The 19,935-nt window shown below is 51.2% G+C and carries 13 protein-coding genes and 1 pseudogene; 4 read left to right on the forward strand and 10 right to left on the reverse strand.

Annotated elements, in window-relative coordinates:
• The first annotated feature begins 37 nt into the window (after window positions 1–37).
• Window positions 38–688, forward strand: a complete 651-nt coding sequence (inaA, locus tag EFER_RS04750; RefSeq protein WP_000253552.1) for a lipopolysaccharide kinase InaA — start codon at window positions 38–40, stop codon at window positions 686–688.
• Window positions 689–740: 52 nt separating this feature from the next.
• Here the strand turns inward: inaA and yfaE are convergent, their stop codons facing one another.
• The 3 genes from yfaE to nrdA form a co-directional block, all read right to left on the reverse strand.
• Window positions 741–995, reverse strand: a complete 255-nt coding sequence (yfaE, locus tag EFER_RS04755) for a ferredoxin-like diferric-tyrosyl radical cofactor maintenance protein YfaE (protein ID WP_000135040.1) — start codon at window positions 993–995, stop codon at window positions 741–743.
• The gene (nrdB, locus tag EFER_RS04760; RefSeq protein WP_000332037.1) at window positions 995–2,125 is read right to left on the reverse strand and encodes a class Ia ribonucleoside-diphosphate reductase subunit beta; all 1,131 of its coding nucleotides are present in this window, start codon (window positions 2,123–2,125) and stop codon (window positions 995–997) included. The genes yfaE and nrdB overlap by 1 nt, the downstream gene beginning before the upstream one ends.
• A gap of 62 nt (window positions 2,126–2,187) precedes the next feature.
• Complete coding sequence (gene nrdA / locus EFER_RS04765) at window positions 2,188–4,473, reverse strand: class 1a ribonucleoside-diphosphate reductase subunit alpha (protein WP_001075158.1); 2,286 nt, start codon at window positions 4,471–4,473, stop codon at window positions 2,188–2,190.
• Between the two features lie 114 nt (window positions 4,474–4,587).
• On the opposite strand from nrdA, the gene ypaB reads away from it, so the two are divergent.
• Window positions 4,588–4,731, forward strand: coding sequence for a protein YpaB (gene ypaB, locus EFER_RS24720; protein WP_001300064.1), 144 nt, complete (start codon window positions 4,588–4,590; stop codon window positions 4,729–4,731).
• A gap of 424 nt (window positions 4,732–5,155) precedes the next feature.
• Window positions 5,156–8,920 (forward strand): AIDA-I family autotransporter adhesin YfaL/EhaC, encoded by a 3,765-nt coding sequence (yfaL, locus tag EFER_RS04775; RefSeq protein WP_001220087.1) that lies wholly within the window; start codon window positions 5,156–5,158, stop codon window positions 8,918–8,920.
• Window positions 8,921–9,060: 140 nt separating this feature from the next.
• Here the strand turns inward: yfaL and ubiG are convergent, their stop codons facing one another.
• Window positions 9,061–9,783 carry a bifunctional 2-polyprenyl-6-hydroxyphenol methylase/3-demethylubiquinol 3-O-methyltransferase UbiG gene (ubiG, locus tag EFER_RS04780; RefSeq protein ID WP_000990786.1) on the reverse strand — a complete coding sequence of 241 codons (723 nt, stop codon included), beginning with the start codon at window positions 9,781–9,783 and terminating at the stop codon, window positions 9,061–9,063.
• 146 nt (window positions 9,784–9,929) lie between these two features.
• Between ubiG and gyrA the strand changes: the two genes are divergently transcribed.
• Window positions 9,930–12,566, forward strand: a complete 2,637-nt coding sequence (gyrA, locus tag EFER_RS04785) for a DNA topoisomerase (ATP-hydrolyzing) subunit A (RefSeq protein WP_001281248.1) — start codon at window positions 9,930–9,932, stop codon at window positions 12,564–12,566.
• A gap of 110 nt (window positions 12,567–12,676) precedes the next feature.
• On the opposite strand, the gene atoB is transcribed toward gyrA, so the two are convergent.
• The 6 genes and pseudogenes from atoB to atoS all read right to left on the reverse strand — a co-directional run bounded on the left by atoB (window position 12,677) and on the right by atoS (window position 19,931).
• A complete protein-coding gene (gene atoB, locus EFER_RS04790; RefSeq protein ID WP_000786561.1) occupies window positions 12,677–13,861 on the reverse strand; it encodes an acetyl-CoA acetyltransferase in 1,185 nt (394 codons plus the stop codon).
• 25 nt (window positions 13,862–13,886) lie between these two features.
• On the reverse strand, window positions 13,887–15,209 hold the full coding sequence (locus tag EFER_RS04795) for a TIGR00366 family protein (protein WP_000580266.1): 1,323 nt from the start codon (window positions 15,207–15,209) through the stop codon (window positions 13,887–13,889).
• Entirely contained in the window at window positions 15,206–15,856 is a 651-nt protein-coding gene (locus EFER_RS04800; protein WP_000339048.1) for a 3-oxoacid CoA-transferase subunit B, read from the reverse strand. Before EFER_RS04800 ends, EFER_RS04795 begins: the two co-directional genes overlap by 4 nt.
• Window positions 15,856–16,518, reverse strand: a complete 663-nt coding sequence (gene atoD, locus EFER_RS04805; RefSeq protein ID WP_000850521.1) for an acetate CoA-transferase subunit alpha — start codon at window positions 16,516–16,518, stop codon at window positions 15,856–15,858. Before atoD ends, EFER_RS04800 begins: the two co-directional genes overlap by 1 nt.
• 196 nt (window positions 16,519–16,714) lie before the next feature.
• Window positions 16,715–18,108 (reverse strand): annotated as a pseudogene (atoC, locus tag EFER_RS04810) (acetoacetate metabolism transcriptional regulator AtoC).
• On the reverse strand, window positions 18,105–19,931 hold the full coding sequence (gene atoS, locus EFER_RS04815) for a two-component system sensor histidine kinase AtoS (protein WP_000287101.1): 1,827 nt from the start codon (window positions 19,929–19,931) through the stop codon (window positions 18,105–18,107). Before atoS ends, atoC begins: the two are co-directional and overlap by 4 nt.
• Window positions 19,932–19,935: the final 4 nt, after the last annotated feature.

Consider the following 19,935-nt stretch of genomic DNA (forward strand, 5'->3'; position numbering starts at 1 on the left):
TGATAATTAACGTGCACATAGTGACGGATGGTAAGTAATGGTGTCAGGAACGGAAGACGAACAATTTGAACGTTGGTGGGCGACCACAGGAGACTGGGTCGAAGAACCAAATTATCGACGTAATGGTATGAGTGGTGTCCAGTGTGTAGAGCGCGATGGTAAAAAGCTTTATGTGAAGCGAATGACTCAGCATCTCTTTCATTCGCTGCGCTATCCCTTTGGTCGCCCGACGATTGTGCGAGAGATTGAGGTGATAAACGATTTAGAGCGCGCGGGCGTTATCGTGCCGAAAATCGTATTTGGTAAAGCAATCAAACGAGAAGGGGAATGGCGGGCGCTACTGGTTACCGAGGATATGACTGGTTTCATCAGTATTGCGGACTGGTATATACAACATGCTATTACTCCTTACCCGGACGACGTGCGTGAAGCAATGCTACAAGCGGTGGCACAAGCGTTTAAAAAAATGCATAGCGTCAAGCGTCAGCATGGCTGTTGCTACGTTCGTCATATTTATGTGAAAACGGAGGGGGTGGCGGAAGCAGGGTTTCTTGATCTGGAAAAAAGTCGCCGCCGATTGCGTCGTCAAAAAGCAGCTCAGCATGATTTCGCCCAACTGGAGAAGTATTTATCTCCCATTCCTCCCGACGACTGGCAGCAGGTGAAAGCGTATTACTACGCCATGTAATCACGTAGACCAGATAAGACGCGTAAGCGTCGCATCTGGCACTACAACCAATTCACATCTCGATTTCAATATCGCCTTTTGCCCGGCAACAACAGGGCAAAATTTCCCCTGGCTGAATGAAGGCTAACGGTTCGGCAATCCAGTCCACCTGGCCTGCAACAAGGCGTGTGCGACAGGAGCCGCAGTAACCTTCGCGGCACTGATACTCAACCGCCACATTGTGGGATTCCAGCGCCGCCAGAAGGGAAGGGTGTTCATCCTGGCACAGCAGTTGTGTGCCAGTGATGCGCAGGGTAACGCGAGCCATCAGAGCTGGAAGTTACTCAAATCGTCGGTGTCCACTTCCGAGTCAATCTGCCCGACCAGATAAGAACTGACTTCCACTTCCTGCGGAGCAACCTGTACGTTATCAGACACCAGCCAGGTGTTGATCCACGGGATCGGGTTGGAGCGTGTCTGGAACGGCAGATCCAAACCGACTGCCTGCATGCGGATATTGGTGATGTATTCAACGTACTGGCAGAGAATGTCTTTATTCAGACCAATCATCGAACCGTCACGGAACAGATAATCCGCCCAGTCTTTCTCTTGCTGTGCCGCCTGGACAAACAGGTCATAGCACTCCTGCTTACATTCTTCGGCAATTTCCGCCATCTCCGGATCATCTGCACCGCTGCGCAGCAGATTCAGCATATGCTGAGTACCGGTCAGGTGCAGGGCTTCGTCGCGGGCAATCAGACGAATAATTTTGGCGTTACCTTCCATCAGTTCGCGTTCTGCAAAGGCAAAGGAACAAGCAAAGCTGACGTAGAAGCGGATCGCTTCCAGCGCGTTAACGCTCATCAGGCAGAGATACAGTTTTTTCTTCAGCTCGCGCAGGCTAACGGTCACGGTTTTACCGTTAACGGTGTGGGTGCCTTCGCCCAGCAGATGCCAGTAGCTGGTCATTTCGATCAGCTCATCGTAATAGCTGGAGATCCCTTCCGCACGTTTCTGGATCTGCTCGTTAGTGACGATATCGTCAAACACAACCGACGGATCGTTAACGATATTACGAATGATATGAGTATAGGAACGGGAATGAATCGTTTCTGAGAATGCCCAGGTTTCTACCCAGGTTTCCAGTTCCGGGATCGAGATCAGCGGCAGCAGCGCCACGTTCGGGCTACGACCCTGAATGGAATCCAGCAGCGTCTGATATTTCAGGTTGCTGATAAAGATGTGTTTCTCGTGTTCAGGCAGTGCCTGGTAATCGATACGGTCGCGAGAAACGTCAACTTCTTCCGGACGCCAGAAGAAAGAGAGCTGCTTTTCGATCAGCTTTTCGAAGATGTCATATTTTTGCTGATCGTAGCGAGCCACGTTGACCGGCTGACCAAAGAACATCGGTTCTTTGAGCTGATCATTTTTCGTCTGTGAAAAGGTGGTATATGCCATGAATGTGTCCTGTTGGGGTTTAATGCCGGATAAAGCGTTACGCCGCATCCGGCATCTCAATATCAGATCTTACATGCGCCGCTTTCGCAGCCATCATCCTGAATTGACGGCACCAGATCGTCTTGTGCGTCTTCAGCACCGTCACGGGTGTTCTGATAATACAGCGTTTTGACCCCGAATTTGTAGGCGGTGAGCAGGTCTTTCAGCAACTGCTGCATCGGCACTTTTCCTGACGGGAAGCGTGATGGATCGTAGTTGGTGTTAGCAGAGATCGACTGATCGATAAATTTCTGCATGATCCCCACCAGTTGCAGGTAGCCATCGTTACCCGGCATTTCCCACAGCAGCTCATAGGCGTCGTGCAGGTGCTCGTAGTCCGGCACCACCTGGCGAAGAATACCGTCTTTCGACGCTTTGATGCTGACGTAACCGCGCGGCGGTTCAATACCGTTAGTGGCGTTAGAGATCTGCGAAGAAGTCTCTGACGGCATCAGAGCAGAAAGCGTGGAGTTACGCAGACCGTGCGTTTTGATTGACTCACGCAGTGCTTCCCAGTCGTAATGCAGCTGCTCATTAGCGATGGCATCCAGATCTTTCTTATAGGTATCGATCGGCAGGATACCTTTCGCGTAAGTGGTTTCGTTAAACCACGGGCACGCGCCTTGCTCTTTCGCCAGCTCATTAGACGCTTTCAGCAGGTAATACTGAATGGCTTCGAAGGTTTTATGCGTCAGGTTGTTGGCGCTGCCGTCGGAGTAGCGTTTACCGTGCTTCGCCAGGTAGTAAGCGAAGTTGATCACACCAATACCCAGTGTACGACGACCCATCGCCCCGCGTTTGGCGGCCGGGATCGGGTAATCCTGATAGTCCAGCAGCGCGTCGAGTGCACGAACCGCCAGAATCGCCAGCTCTTCCAGTTCATCCAGGCTGTTAATTGCACCCAGGTTGAAAGCAGAAAGCGTACACAGCGCGATTTCACCGTTCTCGTCGTTGACGTCGTTCAGCGGTTTGGTCGGCAGGGCGATTTCCAGGCACAGGTTAGACTGGCGCACTGGTGCAATAGCCGGATCAAACGGGCTGTGGGTATTGCAGTGGTCTACGTTCTGAATATAGATACGACCGGTAGACGCACGTTCCTGCATCATCAGCGAGAACAGATCAACGGCTTTCACACGCTGTTTGCGGATGCTGTCGTCTTTCTCATATTTGGTGTACAGACGTTCAAACTCTTCCTGATCGGCGAAGAACGCGTCGTACAGCCCCGGTACGTCGGACGGGCTGAACAGGGTGATATCTTCACCTTTCAGCAGACGGGTATACATCAGTTTGTTGATTTGTACCCCGTAGTCCATATGACGCACGCGGTTGCCTTCAACCCCACGGTTGTTTTTCAACACCAGCAGGCTTTCCACTTCCAGATGCCACATCGGGTAGAACAGCGTTGCTGCACCGCCACGCACACCGCCCTGAGAGCAGGATTTCACCGCTGTCTGGAAATGTTTGTAAAACGGAATACAGCCGGTGTGGAATGCTTCGCCACCGCGAATCGGGCTACCCAGCGCACGAATACGCCCGGCGTTAATGCCGATCCCGGCACGCTGGGAAACGTATTTAACAATCGCGCTGGAGGTGGCGTTGATGGAATCCAGGCTGTCGCCGCACTCAATCAGCACGCAGGAGCTGAACTGACGAGTCGGGGTACGCACGCCGGACATGATTGGCGTCGGCAGCGAAATTTTAAATGTGGAAACCGCGTCGTAAAAACGCTTCACGTATTGCAGGCGCGTTTCACGCGGGTAGTTCGAGAACAGGCACGCAGCAACCAGAATATAGAGGAACTGGGCGCTCTCATAGATTTCGCCGGTCACGCGGTTCTGTACCAGATATTTGCCTTCCAGCTGCTTAACGGCAGCATAAGAGAAGGTCATATCACGGTCGTGATCGATAAACGTGTCCATCTGCTTGAACTCTTCTTCCGTGTAGTCTTCCAGCAGATGATTATCGTATTTGCCCATCTCGACCATTTTCACCACGTGGTCGTACAGCGCAGGCGGCTCAAACTGGCCATAGGCTTTTTTACGCAGGTGGAAAATTGCCAGGCGCGCGGCGAGATACTGATAATCCGGCGCATCACGGGAGATCAGGTCTGCGGCAGCCTTGATAATGGTTTCGTGGATGTCAGAGGTCTTGATACCGTCATAAAACTGAATGTGGGAGCGCAGCTCGACCTGGGAAATCGAAACGTTATGCAGTCCTTCTGCCGCCCAATCCAGAACGCGATGGATTTTGTCGAGATTGATGCGCTCTGTGCTACCGTCGCGCTTTGTCACCAGCAGATTCTGATTCATGTATGTCGTACCTGTTTTTCAATAGCTTCATGCAGACTACCTGTAGTGAGGGAAGCTGCTAAGAACACTATATATAGGGGGTATGTTTGGGATTCACTGCAAGATAGTGTGAAACTGGCCCTCTTGCAAGTGCATAACTTTGTGGATAACTCAGGAAGGAAAAAGTGGCTTTCGCGCACCTTAGGTCAGACAAGGTGTCCGGGAAAGTCAATGGGAAGAGAAAAATTTGTTAAAAATAACTGTTCGGCGATTTCTTGAACGGCAGAATAGTATGGGTAAATTGATATAGATGGTTTATTAATCTTGTTGCTAATGATTGACAAAATTGATCTAAGCACGAGTCATCACATAATCTGATGTATCAGTTGTGGTCAATATATAAGCGAATGTAAGCGATTGTTGAGTCGGAAATGGTTGTTTTATATTCGTTTATTGTTAAATACCAAGCCAATTTGTTACTTTTACATATATTATAAGAATATTATTTATTACTTTAATTCAGTTTAAATATAACCGATTTACCTTAAGGTTATTAATTTGAATTATGACATGCTGATATTATTCATCAAGTAATAACAAAATAGTCATTGTACCGGCTTGTACAATTTACAAAAGAAAGATACCCCATATCACATAATGCGATTAAATACGCCTTCTCATAGAAAAGGATGGTTAGGGTAATATGCGGATTATTTTTCTACGTAAGGAGTATTTATCTTTACTCCCGTCAATGATTGCGTCTCTCTTCTCCACTAATGGTATCGCAGCGGTTATTGATTCATGCCAGGGATATGATATCAAAGCGAGCTGTCAGGCCAGCAGGCAAAGCCTTTCGGGCAATATGCAGGACTGGAGCATCGCGGATGGGCAATGGTTGATTTTTTCGGGTATGGCCAATAATGCCAGCGGTGGCGCAGTATTTTTGCAGCAAAGTGCTGAATTTACGATATCACCACAAAATGAAACAGGGATGACCCTGTTTGCTAATAACTCGATTAGTGGCGAATATAATAATGGCGGAGCTATCTTTGCTAAAGAAAACTCAACGATAAATCTTGCGAATGTTATTTTCGACAGTAACGTTGCAGGAGGCTATGGCGGAGCAATCTATTCTGCGGGAACAAACGATGCCGGTGATATGGATTTAAATATCACTAATGCAATATTTGCGAATAATATCGCCAATGATGGTAAAGGTGGCGCTATTTATTCTATCAATAATGATATTTATTTAAGTGATGTCATTTTTGATAATAATCAGGCATATACATCAACCAGCTATAGTGATGGGGACGGCGGTGCCATTGATGTTACGGATAATAGTACGGATAACACACATCTTTCAGGAAAAACGATAATTAATAATACCTCCTTTACCAATAACTATGCAGAAGGTTATGGCGGAGCAATTTATACCAGCAGCACCACATCCCCGTATCTTATTGATATTTCTGTTGATGATAATTATGACCAAAACAATGGTGTGATGATTGATGAAAATAACAGCGCCTCGGGATATGACCATTCGGCGACGGCAGCGGCGGGGGGCTTTATGTATATCGGTCATAGTGTGGCTGAATTTAACATTGCCGCCGATAAAACGCTGGTAATAGGCAACACCAGCAACGATGGTGCGATTGATTCTCTTGCCGGAACGGGAGTCATCGTGAAAGAGGGAGCGGGAGAGTTAGTCCTCAATGCCGACAATAATGCGTTTACCGGCGAGATGAGTATCCAGAATGGCGAGGTGACGCTGGGGCGCAGCGATGAGTTAATGAATGTCGGCGACACGCACTGCCAGAGCGATCCGCAGGATTGCTTTGGTCTGATGGTCGGCAGCACAGTTCATTCTGAGTATCAGGCAGAACTGAATGTTGGCAATACACAACAAACGTTTGTGCACTCATTAACCGGTTTTGCTAATGGCATTTTGAATATCGACGCAGGCGGCAATGTTACCGTAAACCAGGGCGGTTTTTCCGGCTCGATTCAGGGTGAAGGACAGTTGACGGTAGCGCAAGATGGCAGCTATCTCCTGACAGGGGCGCAGTCGATGGCATTAACCGGCGATATTGTGGTGGAAGATAACGCCGTATTGTCGCTGGCGGGGAATCAGGCCGATTTACGGGCAATGCAGAGCGATCCGCAATCGATCGTGCTAAATGGCGGAGTATTGGATCTCTCTGATTTCACCACCTGGGATGGCGATAGCTCATACAATGACGGTCTGCAAATCAGCGGCAGTGGGGGGACAGTGATTGGCAGTAATGATGTCGTTGATATCAGCAGTGGCGATGATTTACATATTGGCGGCAGTGATGCCAGCCAGAATGGCGTTTATGTCGTCATTAATGCGGGGGATCAGCGCGTAACGCTGGCGAATAACAACGGTTATCTCGGTAATACGCAAATCGCCTCCGGTACGCTTGAAGTCAGCGATAATTCGCAATTGGGGGACACAAGTTACAACCGTTCAGTGATCTTCACTGATCCCCAACAACACAGTGAAATGGATGTGACGACTGATGTTGACACTCGCTCGGCTACAACAGGTCAGGGCAGGAATATTGAAATGCGCGCTGATGGCGAAATACACGTTGAGGATGGCGTAGATACGCAATGGGGCGGGTTGATGGCGGATAGTACAGGGCAACAACTGGATAGCGTAAGCACGTTGACTAAAAGTGGCGGCGGGACGCTGGAGTTGACCGCCAGCGGCACTGCGACGTCTGCGGTACGTGTGGAGGACGGAACGCTAAAAGGTGAAGCGGAGAATATTATTCCTTATGTTTCTTCACTGTGGGTGGGGGAAGACGGTGTTTTTGAAACCGGGCAAAATCAGGATATTCGTTCAATCGATGCCACCTCTGGCGGCGATATCGACATAACCGATGGTACTGTGTTGCGATTGACGCAGCAGGATACGAACCAGGCGCTGGATGCCTCGCTGTTTAGCGGCGACGGTACGTTGGTGAATGCCACCGATGGCGTGACGCTGACAGGCGAGCTTAATACCAACCTTGAAACTGACAGGCTGACTTATCTTTCAGACGTGACGGTCAATGGTGATCTAACTAATACTTCCGGTGCTGTCAGTCTGCAAAATGGCGTCGCTGGCGACACGCTCACGGTAAACGGTGATTACACCGGTGGCGGTACGTTGTTTCTCGACAGCGAATTAAACGGCGATGACTCGGCAAGCGACCAACTGGTGTTGAACGGCAATACCTCGGGTAACACGACCGTGGTGGTTAACCCCATTACTGGCATTGGTGAACCGACATCTACGGGTATTAAAGTGGTTGATTTCACTGCTGATCCAACGCAATTTCAAAACAATGCGCAGTTTAGTCTTGCGGGCAGCGGCTACGTCAATATGGGAGCGTATGACTACACGCTGGTGGAAGATAACAACGACTGGTATCTGCGATCACAAGAAGTCACTCCGACGCCGCCGCCCGATCCGGACCCGACTCCAGATCCTGATCCCACGCCGGATCCTGATCCAACACCCGACCCGGCTCCAGCCCCTACGCCTGCCTACCAGCCGGTGCTGAACGCCAAAGTTGGTGGCTATCTCAATAACCTACGTGCGGCAAATCAGGCATTTGTGATGGAGCGACGCGATCACGCTGGTGGCGATGGTCAGACGCTGAATTTACGTGTTATCGGCGGAGATTATCATTACACGGCGGCAGGGCAGTTGGCCCAGCATGAAGACACTTCTACGGTACAGCTTAGCGGCAACTTGTTAAGCGGATACTGGGGCGATGATGGCCAGTGGATGCTAGGGGCCGTGGGCGGCTACAGCGATAACCAGGGTGACAGTCGATCAAACATGACCGGAACTCGCGCTGATAACCAGAACCACGGTTATGCCGTTGGGCTGACCTCAAGCTGGTTTCAGCACGGTAGCCAGAAGCAGGGAGCCTGGCTGGATAGCTGGTTGCAGTACGCCTGGTTTAGCAATGATGTTTCTGAACAAGGTGATGGTGCGGATCATTACCATTCGTCGGGGGTTATCGCCTCTCTGGAAGCGGGGTATCAATGGTTACCGGGGCGTGGTGTGGTGATTGAACCGCAGGCGCAGGTGATTTATCAGGGCGTGCAGCAGGATGATTTCACCGCTGCTAACCATGCGCGGGTATCGCAATCGCAGGGCGATGATCTTCAGACACGGCTGGGGTTACACAGCGAATGGCGTACCGCTGTTCATATCACGCCAACCCTGGATCTGAATTATTATCACGATCCCCATTCGGCGGGAATTGAAGAAGATGGCAGCACTATCAGTGACGATGCGGCGAAGCAACGGGGTGAAATAAAAGTGGGGATAACAGGCATTATCAGTCAGCGAGTTTCCCTGCGTGGCAGCGTGGTGTGGCAGAAAGGAGACGATGATTTTGCCCAAACGGCTGGATTTTTATCGATGATGGTCAAATGGTAATTGTTGTCCGCCTGGTATTGTTACCGGATGCAGTGCGAGCACCTTATCCGGCCTACGGGGAGCATTTGTAGGCCTGATAAGACGCGGCAAGCGTCGCAACAGGCATTAGCGCGCTTGCCGGATATATCCGACCAACAATCTCACTTATTCTGCGTGTGCAGCATATAGTTCACATCGACGCCGGGGCCGAGCTTAAAAGTATTAGTGATCGGGTTGTAATGCAGCCCGGTCATATGTCGTTCTTTAAGACTGGTCTGATCCACCCAGCCCAGCAGTTCTGCCGGTTTAATAAACTTCTTCACATCATGCGTACCTTTAGGCACCATGCGCAAAATATATTCAGCACCGACCACCGCCATCAGCCACGACTTGCCGTTGCGGTTGAGCGTCGAGAAAAAGACATCGCCGCCCGGTTTCACCAGTTGCGCACAGGCTCTGACCACTGACTGCGGATCGGGAACGTGCTCCAGCATCTCCATGCAGGTTACCACGTCATACTGCCCGGCATGTTTTGCCGCGTGCTCTTCCACGGTTTCCTGCACGTAATTCACCTGAATGCCACTTTCCAGTGCGTGCAGCTTTGCCACCTGTAATGGCTCAAAGCCCATATCCAGACCGGTCACCGTCGCGCCTTCGCGCGCCATACTCTCGGCCAGAATGCCGCCGCCACAACCGACATCGAGTACCTTTTTGCCAAATAAACCGCCAGCACGCTCGGCAATATAGCCCAGACGCAGCGGGTTAATGCGGTGCAGCGGTTTGAATTCACCTTCCAGATCCCACCAGCGGGAGGCGACGGCTTCAAATTTAGCGATCTCTTCGTGGTCTACGTTAGGGGTTACCGGCGATTTTTCGGCATTCATTGGCACTTCTACTCCGTAATTGGCAAGACAAACGAGTATATCAGGCATTGGATGTGAATAAAGCGTATAGGTTTACCTCAATCAGCGCGGCTGTGTTATAATTTGCGACCTTTGAATCCGGGATACAGTAGAGGGATAGCGGTTAGATGAGCGACCTTGCGAGAGAAATTACACCGGTCAACATTGAGGAAGAGCTGAAGAGCTCCTATCTGGATTATGCGATGTCGGTCATTGTTGGCCGTGCGCTGCCGGATGTCCGAGATGGCCTGAAGCCAGTACACCGTCGCGTACTTTACGCCATGAACGTACTAGGCAATGACTGGAACAAAGCCTATAAAAAATCTGCCCGTGTCGTTGGTGACGTAATCGGTAAATACCATCCCCATGGTGACTCGGCGGTTTATGACACGATCGTCCGTATGGCGCAGCCATTCTCGCTGCGTTACATGCTGGTAGACGGTCAGGGTAACTTCGGTTCCATCGACGGCGACTCTGCGGCGGCAATGCGTTATACGGAAATCCGTCTGGCGAAAATTGCCCATGAACTGATGGCCGATCTCGAAAAAGAGACGGTCGATTTCGTTGATAACTATGACGGCACGGAAAAAATTCCGGACGTCATGCCGACCAAAATTCCTAATCTGCTGGTGAACGGTTCTTCCGGTATCGCCGTAGGTATGGCAACCAACATCCCGCCACACAACCTGACGGAAGTCATCAACGGTTGTCTGGCGTATATCGATGATGAAGACATCAGCATTGAAGGGCTGATGGAACACATCCCGGGGCCGGACTTCCCGACGGCGGCAATCATTAACGGTCGTCGCGGTATCGAAGAAGCTTACCGTACCGGTCGCGGCAAGGTATATATCCGCGCCCGCGCCGAAGTGGAAGTTGACGCCAAAACCGGACGTGAAACCATTATCGTTCACGAAATTCCGTATCAGGTGAACAAAGCGCGCCTGATCGAAAAAATTGCGGAACTGGTAAAAGAAAAACGCGTGGAAGGCATCAGCGCGCTGCGTGACGAGTCTGACAAAGACGGTATGCGCATCGTGATTGAAGTCAAACGCGATGCGGTCGGTGAAGTGGTGCTCAACAACCTCTACTCCCAGACCCAGTTGCAGGTTTCTTTCGGTATCAACATGGTGGCATTGCACCATGGTCAGCCGAAGATCATGAACTTGAAAGACATCATCGCTGCGTTTGTTCGTCACCGCCGTGAAGTGGTGACCCGTCGTACCATTTTCGAACTGCGTAAAGCTCGCGATCGTGCTCATATCCTTGAAGCATTAGCCGTGGCGCTGGCGAACATCGACCCGATCATCGAACTGATCCGTCATGCGCCGACGCCTGCAGAAGCGAAAACGGCGCTGGTTGCTAATCCGTGGCAGCTGGGCAACGTTGCCGCGATGCTGGAACGTGCGGGCGATGATGCTGCGCGTCCGGAATGGCTGGAGCCAGAGTTCGGCGTGCGTGACGGTCTGTACTACCTGACCGAACAGCAAGCTCAGGCAATTCTGGATCTGCGTCTGCAGAAACTGACCGGCCTTGAGCACGAAAAACTGCTCGATGAATACAAAGAGCTGCTGGATCAGATCGCGGAACTGTTGCGTATTCTTGGTAGCGCCGATCGTCTGATGGAAGTGATCCGCGAAGAGCTGGAGCTGGTTCGTGAACAGTTCGGTGACAAACGTCGTACTGAAATCACCGCCAACAGCGCAGACATCAACCTGGAAGATCTGATTACTCAGGAAGATGTGGTAGTGACGCTCTCTCACCAGGGCTACGTTAAGTATCAGCCGCTTTCTGAATACGAAGCGCAGCGTCGTGGCGGGAAAGGTAAATCTGCCGCACGTATTAAAGAAGAAGACTTTATTGACCGACTGCTGGTGGCGAACACCCACGACCATATTCTGTGCTTCTCCAGCCGTGGTCGCGTCTATTCGATGAAAGTCTACCAGTTACCGGAAGCGACTCGTGGCGCGCGTGGTCGTCCGATCGTCAACCTGCTGCCGCTGGAACAGGACGAACGTATCACCGCGATCCTGCCGGTGACTGAGTTTGAAGAAGGTGTGAAAGTCTTCATGGCGACCGCTAACGGTACTGTGAAGAAAACCGTCCTCACCGAGTTCAACCGTCTGCGTACCGCTGGTAAAGTGGCGATCAAACTGGTTGACGGTGATGAGCTGATCGGCGTTGACCTGACCAGTGGCGAAGATGAAGTAATGCTGTTCTCCGCCGAAGGTAAAGTGGTGCGCTTCAAAGAGTCTTCTGTCCGTGCGATGGGCTGCAACACCACCGGTGTTCGCGGTATCCGTTTAGGCGAAGGCGATAAAGTCGTCTCTCTGATCGTGCCGCGTGGCGATGGCGCAATCCTCACCGCAACGCAAAACGGTTACGGTAAACGTACCGCGGTGGCGGAATACCCAACCAAGTCGCGTGCGACGAAAGGGGTTATCTCCATCAAGGTGACCGAACGTAACGGTTTAGTGGTTGGTGCGGTGCAGGTAGATGATTGCGACCAGATCATGATGATCACCGATGCCGGTACGCTGGTTCGTACTCGCGTTTCGGAAATCAGCATCGTGGGCCGTAACACCCAGGGCGTGATCCTTATCCGTACTTCGGAAGATGAAAACGTAGTGGGTCTGCAACGTGTTGCTGAACCGGTTGACGAGGAAGATCTGGACACCATCGATGGCAGTGCCGCGGAAGGAGACGATGAAATCGCTCCGGAAGTGGAAAGCGACGATGATGTCGCAGATGACGCTGACGAGTAATCAAGTTAAAAGGGCCGAAAATTCGGCCCTTTACTTTTCTGACTTAGTCTGTTTCTGGCGCATCGTGGCTGAAACAGATAACCACCCGCCATGCGAGTGGTTCTGATTTGTTAATTCAATCGTTCAATCACCATCGCAATTCCTTGACCGCCGCCAATGCACAACGTTGCCAGACCCAGCGTTTTATCGCGTGCCTGCATTGCATGTAATAGTGTGACCAGAATACGCGCACCGCTGGCGCCGATAGGATGCCCCAGCGCGATGGCCCCGCCGTTGACATTCACTTTCTCAGGATCAAAGCCCAGTGTTTTCCCAACGGCAAGGAACTGCGCGGCAAATGCTTCATTGGCTTCGATAAGATCAATGTCTGCCAGTTGCAGCCCCGCCAGTTGTAACGCTTTTTGCGTGGCAGGTACTGGCCCCAACCCCATCATTGAGGGAGCCACGCCGCCGCTGGCATAACTTTTAATGCGTGCCAGTGGGGTAAGGCCTGCTGCCAGTGCCGCAGATTCTTCCATAATCACCAGTGCGGCAGCACCGTCGTTAATGCCAGACGCGTTCCCGGCGGTGACAGTTCCGGCTTTATCGAAGGCCGGGCGCAATGCGCCTAATGATTCAGCCGTAGAATCCGCTTTCGGGAATTCGTCTTGACTGAAGACGAGGGTTTTCTTCCGGGTGACAACATTTACCGGGACGATTTCGGCTGTAAAAGCACCGGACTCAATTGCGGCTGCCGCTTTACGCTGTGAATGTAGCGCCATTTCATCCTGCATTTCACGGGTGATCCCGTACTCCTTAGCCACGTTTTCGGCGGTAATTCCCATATGATAACCATGGGTGGCGCACATCAGGCCATCGCGCAGGATTACGTCATAAACCTGTCCGTCTCCCAGACGATAACCCGATCGTGCTTTTGCATCGAGTAAGTAGGGCGCCAAACTCATGTTCTCCATTCCACCTGCTACGATGCTCTGCGCCTGACCTGCCTGAATCGCCTGGGCGGCAAGCGCCACACTTTTGAGACCCGAACCACACACTTTATTGACCGTGAAGCCACATACCGTTTCTGCCAGTCCGCTTTTTAGCAGTGCCTGACGTGCCGGATTTTGCCCCAGCCCGGCTTGCAACACGTTACCCATAATCACTTCATCAACGTGTTGTGAATCGATATTTGCGCGTTCTATAGCGGCCTGGATCACCGTTGCCCCCAGGTCGATGGCGCTGGTGGAGGCTAGTGAACCGTTAAAGCTACCGATGGCAGTACGTACCGCACTGACGATGACACAATTTTTCATTTTTCTTCCTTTTATAAAGTTGCCGTCAGAACAGCGTTAAACCAATAATGAAAATGACACCGGAGAAGAGCAGGGCAGTAATGCAATAGCCCATGATGTCGCGGACACCGAGTCCAGCGATTGCCAGTGCAGGCAGCGCCCAGAACGGTTGTGCCATATTCATCCACTGTTCACCGTAAGCTATCGCCATTACTGATTTACCCAGATCGGCCCCTAACGCCTGCGCAGCAGGAAGGACGAATGGTCCCTGAATAACCCAGTGTCCACCGCCAGAAGGCACGGCGAAGTTAATTAGCGCAGAGCTAAAAAAGGTCATCAGCGGGAAGGTATCTTTGTTGGCGACATTGATGAAAAATTCGGTGATCAGGCCACCGAGGCCAGAGTGTTCCATCATTAACTGGATCCCGGCATAGAAGGGGAATTGCACCAGAATCCCGGCGGTACTGCGCGCAGCCGCACTTACCGCCCGCATATAGGCCATCGGCGTTTTATGCAACAACAGACCGGCAATCATAAACATCAGGTTGACGGTGTTGATGGTGATGTTGAATCCCTTCCCGGAGAAGTACAGCACCAGATAAGCAATGCCCAGAGCACCAATAATCAACGCCAGGATGCGACTTTCTTCCAGTTTCTCTGAAGGTGGGGCGTCTGCAGGGAGCTTCTTCTGGAAATCCGCTTCTTCCAACAACAGCTTCGGATCGATACTCACCACGTCGGAAGGCTTAGGCGTCATCATGCGGGTGATAAACGGCATCACCACAATCAGGGCCAGGGTGATAAAGATGTTGTAGCCAGTAAACAGGGTATCACTGACCGGAATTAACCCAGCGACATGCTCAACGGGATTCCCCGGTGTTGCTGCCAGTAGCGGCATTGAGCCGGAAAAACCACCGCCCCAGGTGAGAAAGCCGATATAGGCGCAAGCGATCAACAACGGATAGTCGGAGCCAGGTACCCGACGTGCAACTTCGCGGGCAAACATTGCGCCAACCACCAGACCGAATCCCCAGTTGATTACGCAGGCGACGGAACCAAAAAAGGTGACCAGCATTACCCCTTGGGTAGGCGTTTTGGCTGCTGATGCCGCAGTACGTAACAAACTTTTCACCGGACCTGAACTGGCGAGTGCATGTCCGGTCACGATGATGAGCGCCATCTGCATCCCGAATGCCAGCAGATTCCAGAAGCCGTCACCCCATAGTTTCACCATGCTGAGAGGGGTTTGTGGCGTTAACCAGAGGGCTACGGCAAAGGTGATTAATGTCAGTAGCATGGCGAAGATCAGAGGATCGGGAAGCCAGCGACTGACAAAGCGCGTCATAAAACGCGATATGCGACCGATCATAGCGCCCCCTGTGGGAGCAGAAGATCATCAGCGACGGCGAACTGTGCTTCAGTTTTGGCACGCACAGTTTCTAAATCACAACCTTCGGCAATTTCAGTGAGCCACATCTTGCCATCGATAAAGCGGAACACCGCCAGTTCTGTCACCAGCATATGAACTGCATGAAGCGCGGTTAGCGGCATGGTGCATTGACGTAAAATTTTTGCTGAACCATCTTTGGCGCAATGTTCCATGGCAATGATCACTTTGCGCGACCCGGTCACCAGATCCATCGCACCACCCATACCAGGCACCATTTTTCCTGGCACGACCCAGTTGGCGAGATTGCCTTGTTCATCGACCTGTAAGCCACCGAGTACACAGGCATCAATATGACCACCACGAATCAGCGCAAATGACATGGCGCTGTCGAACATCGCTGCGCCGGGTAAAACGCCACACGGTTGTCCGCCCGCGTTAACCAAATCTGGATGCGCTTTCGTGACCGGGCCTAAACCGAGGAAGCCGTTTTCCGATTGCAGAGTGATATGAATACCCTCCGGCAAATAGTTGGCGACCATTGTGGGTAAACCGATCCCTAAGTTAACGATGTCACCATCACAAAGTTCCTGCGCCACGCGGCGCGCAATACGTTGTTTCGCGTCCATTATTTACTCTCCTGTGGGATGATGATGTGGTCGATAACGGCACCGGGGGTGACTATGTGGTCAGGTTGCAATTCTCCCGTGTCGACCAGTTCGTCGGGTTCCACCAGCGTGATGTCTGCTGCGAGAGCAATCAGGGGATTAAAGTTGCGGGCGCTGAGTTGGTAAGTGAGATTTCCGAGTGCGTCGCAACGGTGGGCGCGGATCAACGCCAGGTCTGCCCGCAGCGGGCGTTCGAGCAGCCAGGTTTTGCCATCGAGGGTGAGCGTTTGTTTGCCTTCTTCGACGACGGTGCCGACACCGGTTGGTGTGAGAAAACCACCAAGTCCGGCACCGCCACAGCGAATTTGCTCAATCAATGTACCTTGCGGTACGAGAACGACCTCCATTTCGCCAGAAATCATGCGCCGTCCGGTTTCCGGGTTGGTGCCGATATGTGAAGCAATCACTTTGCTGACCCGACCGTTGACGATCAGCGGGCCAGTACCAGTATCAATAAATGCCGTGTCATTGGCGATTAATGTCAGATCCCTGACACCGGATTCCAGTAATGCCTCAACGAGGCGGGGAGGCGTGCCAATTCCCATAAAACCGCCAACCATAATGGTCATGCCATCACGAAAGAAGCTGGCGGCGTCCTCTATGCTCATCAATTTTGTTTTCATTTTTTATCCCTCTTGAATACACCGTTGTGGGTACACAGAAGGCATAGCAAGGGGAGTGCCAGAATGAAAATATGCGAAAATAATTTCTAATAGATTGAAAAAATTGAAATAAAAAGGAGGATGGTGGTGAGGGGAATATTGCACTGCTATGCAGGATTTTGCGCACTGTGCAAATTTCTGCATAGCAGTTTTTGTCTTACGCACCGGCTGGATCAATGCCGTATTCTTGCAGTTTGTACATTAAGGCACGGCGACTGATACCGAGCATCAGCGCGGTGCGAGTACGGTTTCCTTCCTGTTGCTCCAGCACTTCAATAATGATCCGTTTCTCTTCGCGCTTAATTTCTTCTTTGAGATTGCGCTCTCCCGGTGGCGTGCTTTTCACATCGTGATTCATACATACAGGCTGGCGAAATTGTGGTGGTAGATCTTCTGCAAAAATCACCGGCCCCGAGTTCATTACCACCGCGCGCTCAATGACGTTAGAAAGCTCACGGATATTGCCAGGCCACGACCAGGCGGTAAGCAGTGACATTGCGCTGGGGTCGATTTCGATAATATCGCGTTGGTTTTCGCTACTGAATTTTTGCAAAAAATGGTTGGCTAACAGGGAAATGTCTTCTCGTCTCTCGCGAAGTGGCGGCAACATTAAATGAATCACGTTGAGTCGATAAAAGAGATCTTCACGGAAAGTTCCTTCTTTTACCATGGCGTCCAGGTTGCGATTGGTAGCGGCAATGATGCGAATATCGACTTTGATGGTTTGATGGTTTGATGGCCGCCGATGCGTTCAAATTCCCTCTCCTGCAAAATACGCAACAATTTAGCCTGCAATACCAACGGCATTTCACCAATTTCATCAAGGAATAATGTGCCGCTGTCGGCACGCTCAAACAGTCCCTGGCGCAGTGTCTGTGCACCGGTAAATGCACCTTTTTCATGACCAAAAAGTTCGCTTTCCAGCAGAGATTCTGGTAGCGCGGCACAGTTAATTTTAATAAATGGCCCATTGGCGCGGCGGGAGTTGTAATGGATCGCCCGGGCAATCAGCTCCTTACCCGTACCGCTTTCGCCACTGACTAACACGCTGGCCTGGGAGAGGGCAATTTTTGCCGTGTCTTTGCAGATCGCCTTCATGAGCGGGCTACTGGTTAATATATGGCCCCACTGCCAACTGGCACTTAGCGCTTGATGTAGCTGGCGAATCTCTTTTTTCATTGACTGCAACTGCAATGCGCGCTGCACGACCAGGTTCAGTTCATCAAGATCAAACGGTTTGATGACGTAATCAAACGCACCACTGCGTAAGGCTTCTACTGCCGTTTCGACTTCGGCATACGCGGTCATCAGGACAATGGGCGTGCGTGGATTATGACCACGCATCGCTTTTAACGCACTGATACCATCCATTTCCGGCATACGGATATCCATCAGCACCACGTCCGGTTGCACACGGGTGAACAATGGCAATGCTTCATTGCCGTTACAGGCGCAATGAGTGTCATACCCCTGCAAAGAAAAAGCGGTGGATAGCATGCGACGCACATTCTCTTCGTCGTCAACAATCAGGATTCGGTAAACGGCATTCATAAGGGCAAATTTTCCTGCGGATCAATCGGTAAGATAAGGGTGAATGTGGCACCGCAGCCGGGCAGGCTGGCGACGCGAATATCGCCCTGGTGCGCATTAATAATTCGTTGGCTTAAGGCAAGTCCAAGTCCTGTGCCGGATGCTTTAGTGGTAAAGAAGGGATCAAAGATTTTTCCCTGTAGAGACAGATCGATGCCGCAGCCGTTGTCTTCAATCGTGATCGCCTGCTGGTTGGCTGTATACATCCATGTGCGAATGCGGATTTCACCCCGTGCGGTGATAGCTTGCACGGCATTGATCAACATATTGAGAATAACCTGCTTGAGCAGTTCCCGATCAGCCACGATCGCTGTGAGTGACGGGTCAAGTTCTGTAATAAAGTCGATCCGTGCCTGTACGCCGGAGGTTTGGGCAAGGATCAGCGTCTCTTCGATCAGGGCTTTGAGATACACTTGCTGCCACTGACTTTTACGCGGGCGGGAAAAATCCAAAAGCTGCTGAATAACTTTGTTAATAGAATCAATCTCGTTCAGTACAATTGACAGATATTCCTGATGTTCTGGCTGAGGTGTCTGCTGGCGAATGATTTGCACGTAACCTCTGATGGCGGTGAGAGGATTGCGTACTTCATGCGCTACGCCCGCCATCAGTTCCCCAAGGGTGGCGAGTCTTTCTGTCTGCGCCAGTCGCCGTTGGCTTTCTTTACGTGCCGTCAGATCGGAGAAAATCACTAAAGCGCCAATCATTTCACCATGTCCGTCATGGATTCTGCTGGTGGTAGCGCTGATTTCAATAGTACGGTCGCGCCCGGGATAGCTGATTTCCAGCGCCATATGTTCGATACCGTGCGCCAGCGTATCAAGAACCGGACTATAAAAATGGGTGTTGGCAAAGAGGGTAGCGTAAGGCTGGCCTACCAGTTCCTGACGTTTGTATCCGGTGATGGCTTCTGCGGCGGGATTCATGGTGATCACATCGCCTTGTCGGTCAATGGCAATAACCGCATCGGCGGCATTTTCAATAATCAGGTCATTCAGTGTCTTTGATTCACGAAGTGCTTCTGCAAGGTTATTCACACCACGGCTGATTTGCCCAAGTTCACCTGGCAACTGTGGTAGTTGCGTAGGGTTATTTTGCGCCAGGGTCGCCAGCCCTTCGGTGATAATATCGATATTGGCGCTTAATCGCCGGGAAAAAAGTACAATCAACAGCAAGCTAATCAGCAACCCGGCTGAGAGGACAATGATTATTCGCACGTCCATTTTCCATGCCTGACGACGAATATCTTCCGTTAATTCATTTGCCCAGATATAACCCAGCACGATGCCCTGGTGTTCGATAGGGATCATGAAATTCATAATGTCGCCGCGGACTTGCCTGCCGGAAAAGAGTTGTGCTGTATTGGTATGCATGACGATATTGCCGGGATGATCAGGAGTGATACTAATCCCCACATTGCTTTGATAGAGTGCAGACGGAGCATAAGTGATAATTGCGTCCAGTTCTTTGTGGTAATAGCCCGCTCCGACGCCGGGAAATGCCTGGGTAATACGTTCAGTGACAGGAGCCAGCTCCTGATTCAGCGCCCTGATGCGTGCCTCACGAGGCAGATGTTGGTAAAGCGTAAAGCGATCTTCCAGTGCGGCGTTCAGCAACTGCACAACCGCCGCTAATTTTTTCTCTTTTTCAGATAACACCGCTGACCGACCTTCAGTTTCTACGATATAACCAATAGAGAGTGTCGGAATGATGACCATCAGGATTGCCATCATGATGAGCTGGTTGCGCAGACGACGAGGGTACAACCACTTCAGAGAGTACATGCAG

The sequence above is a fragment of the Escherichia fergusonii ATCC 35469 genome (assembly GCF_000026225.1).
GTDB classification, from domain to species: domain Bacteria; phylum Pseudomonadota; class Gammaproteobacteria; order Enterobacterales; family Enterobacteriaceae; genus Escherichia; species Escherichia fergusonii.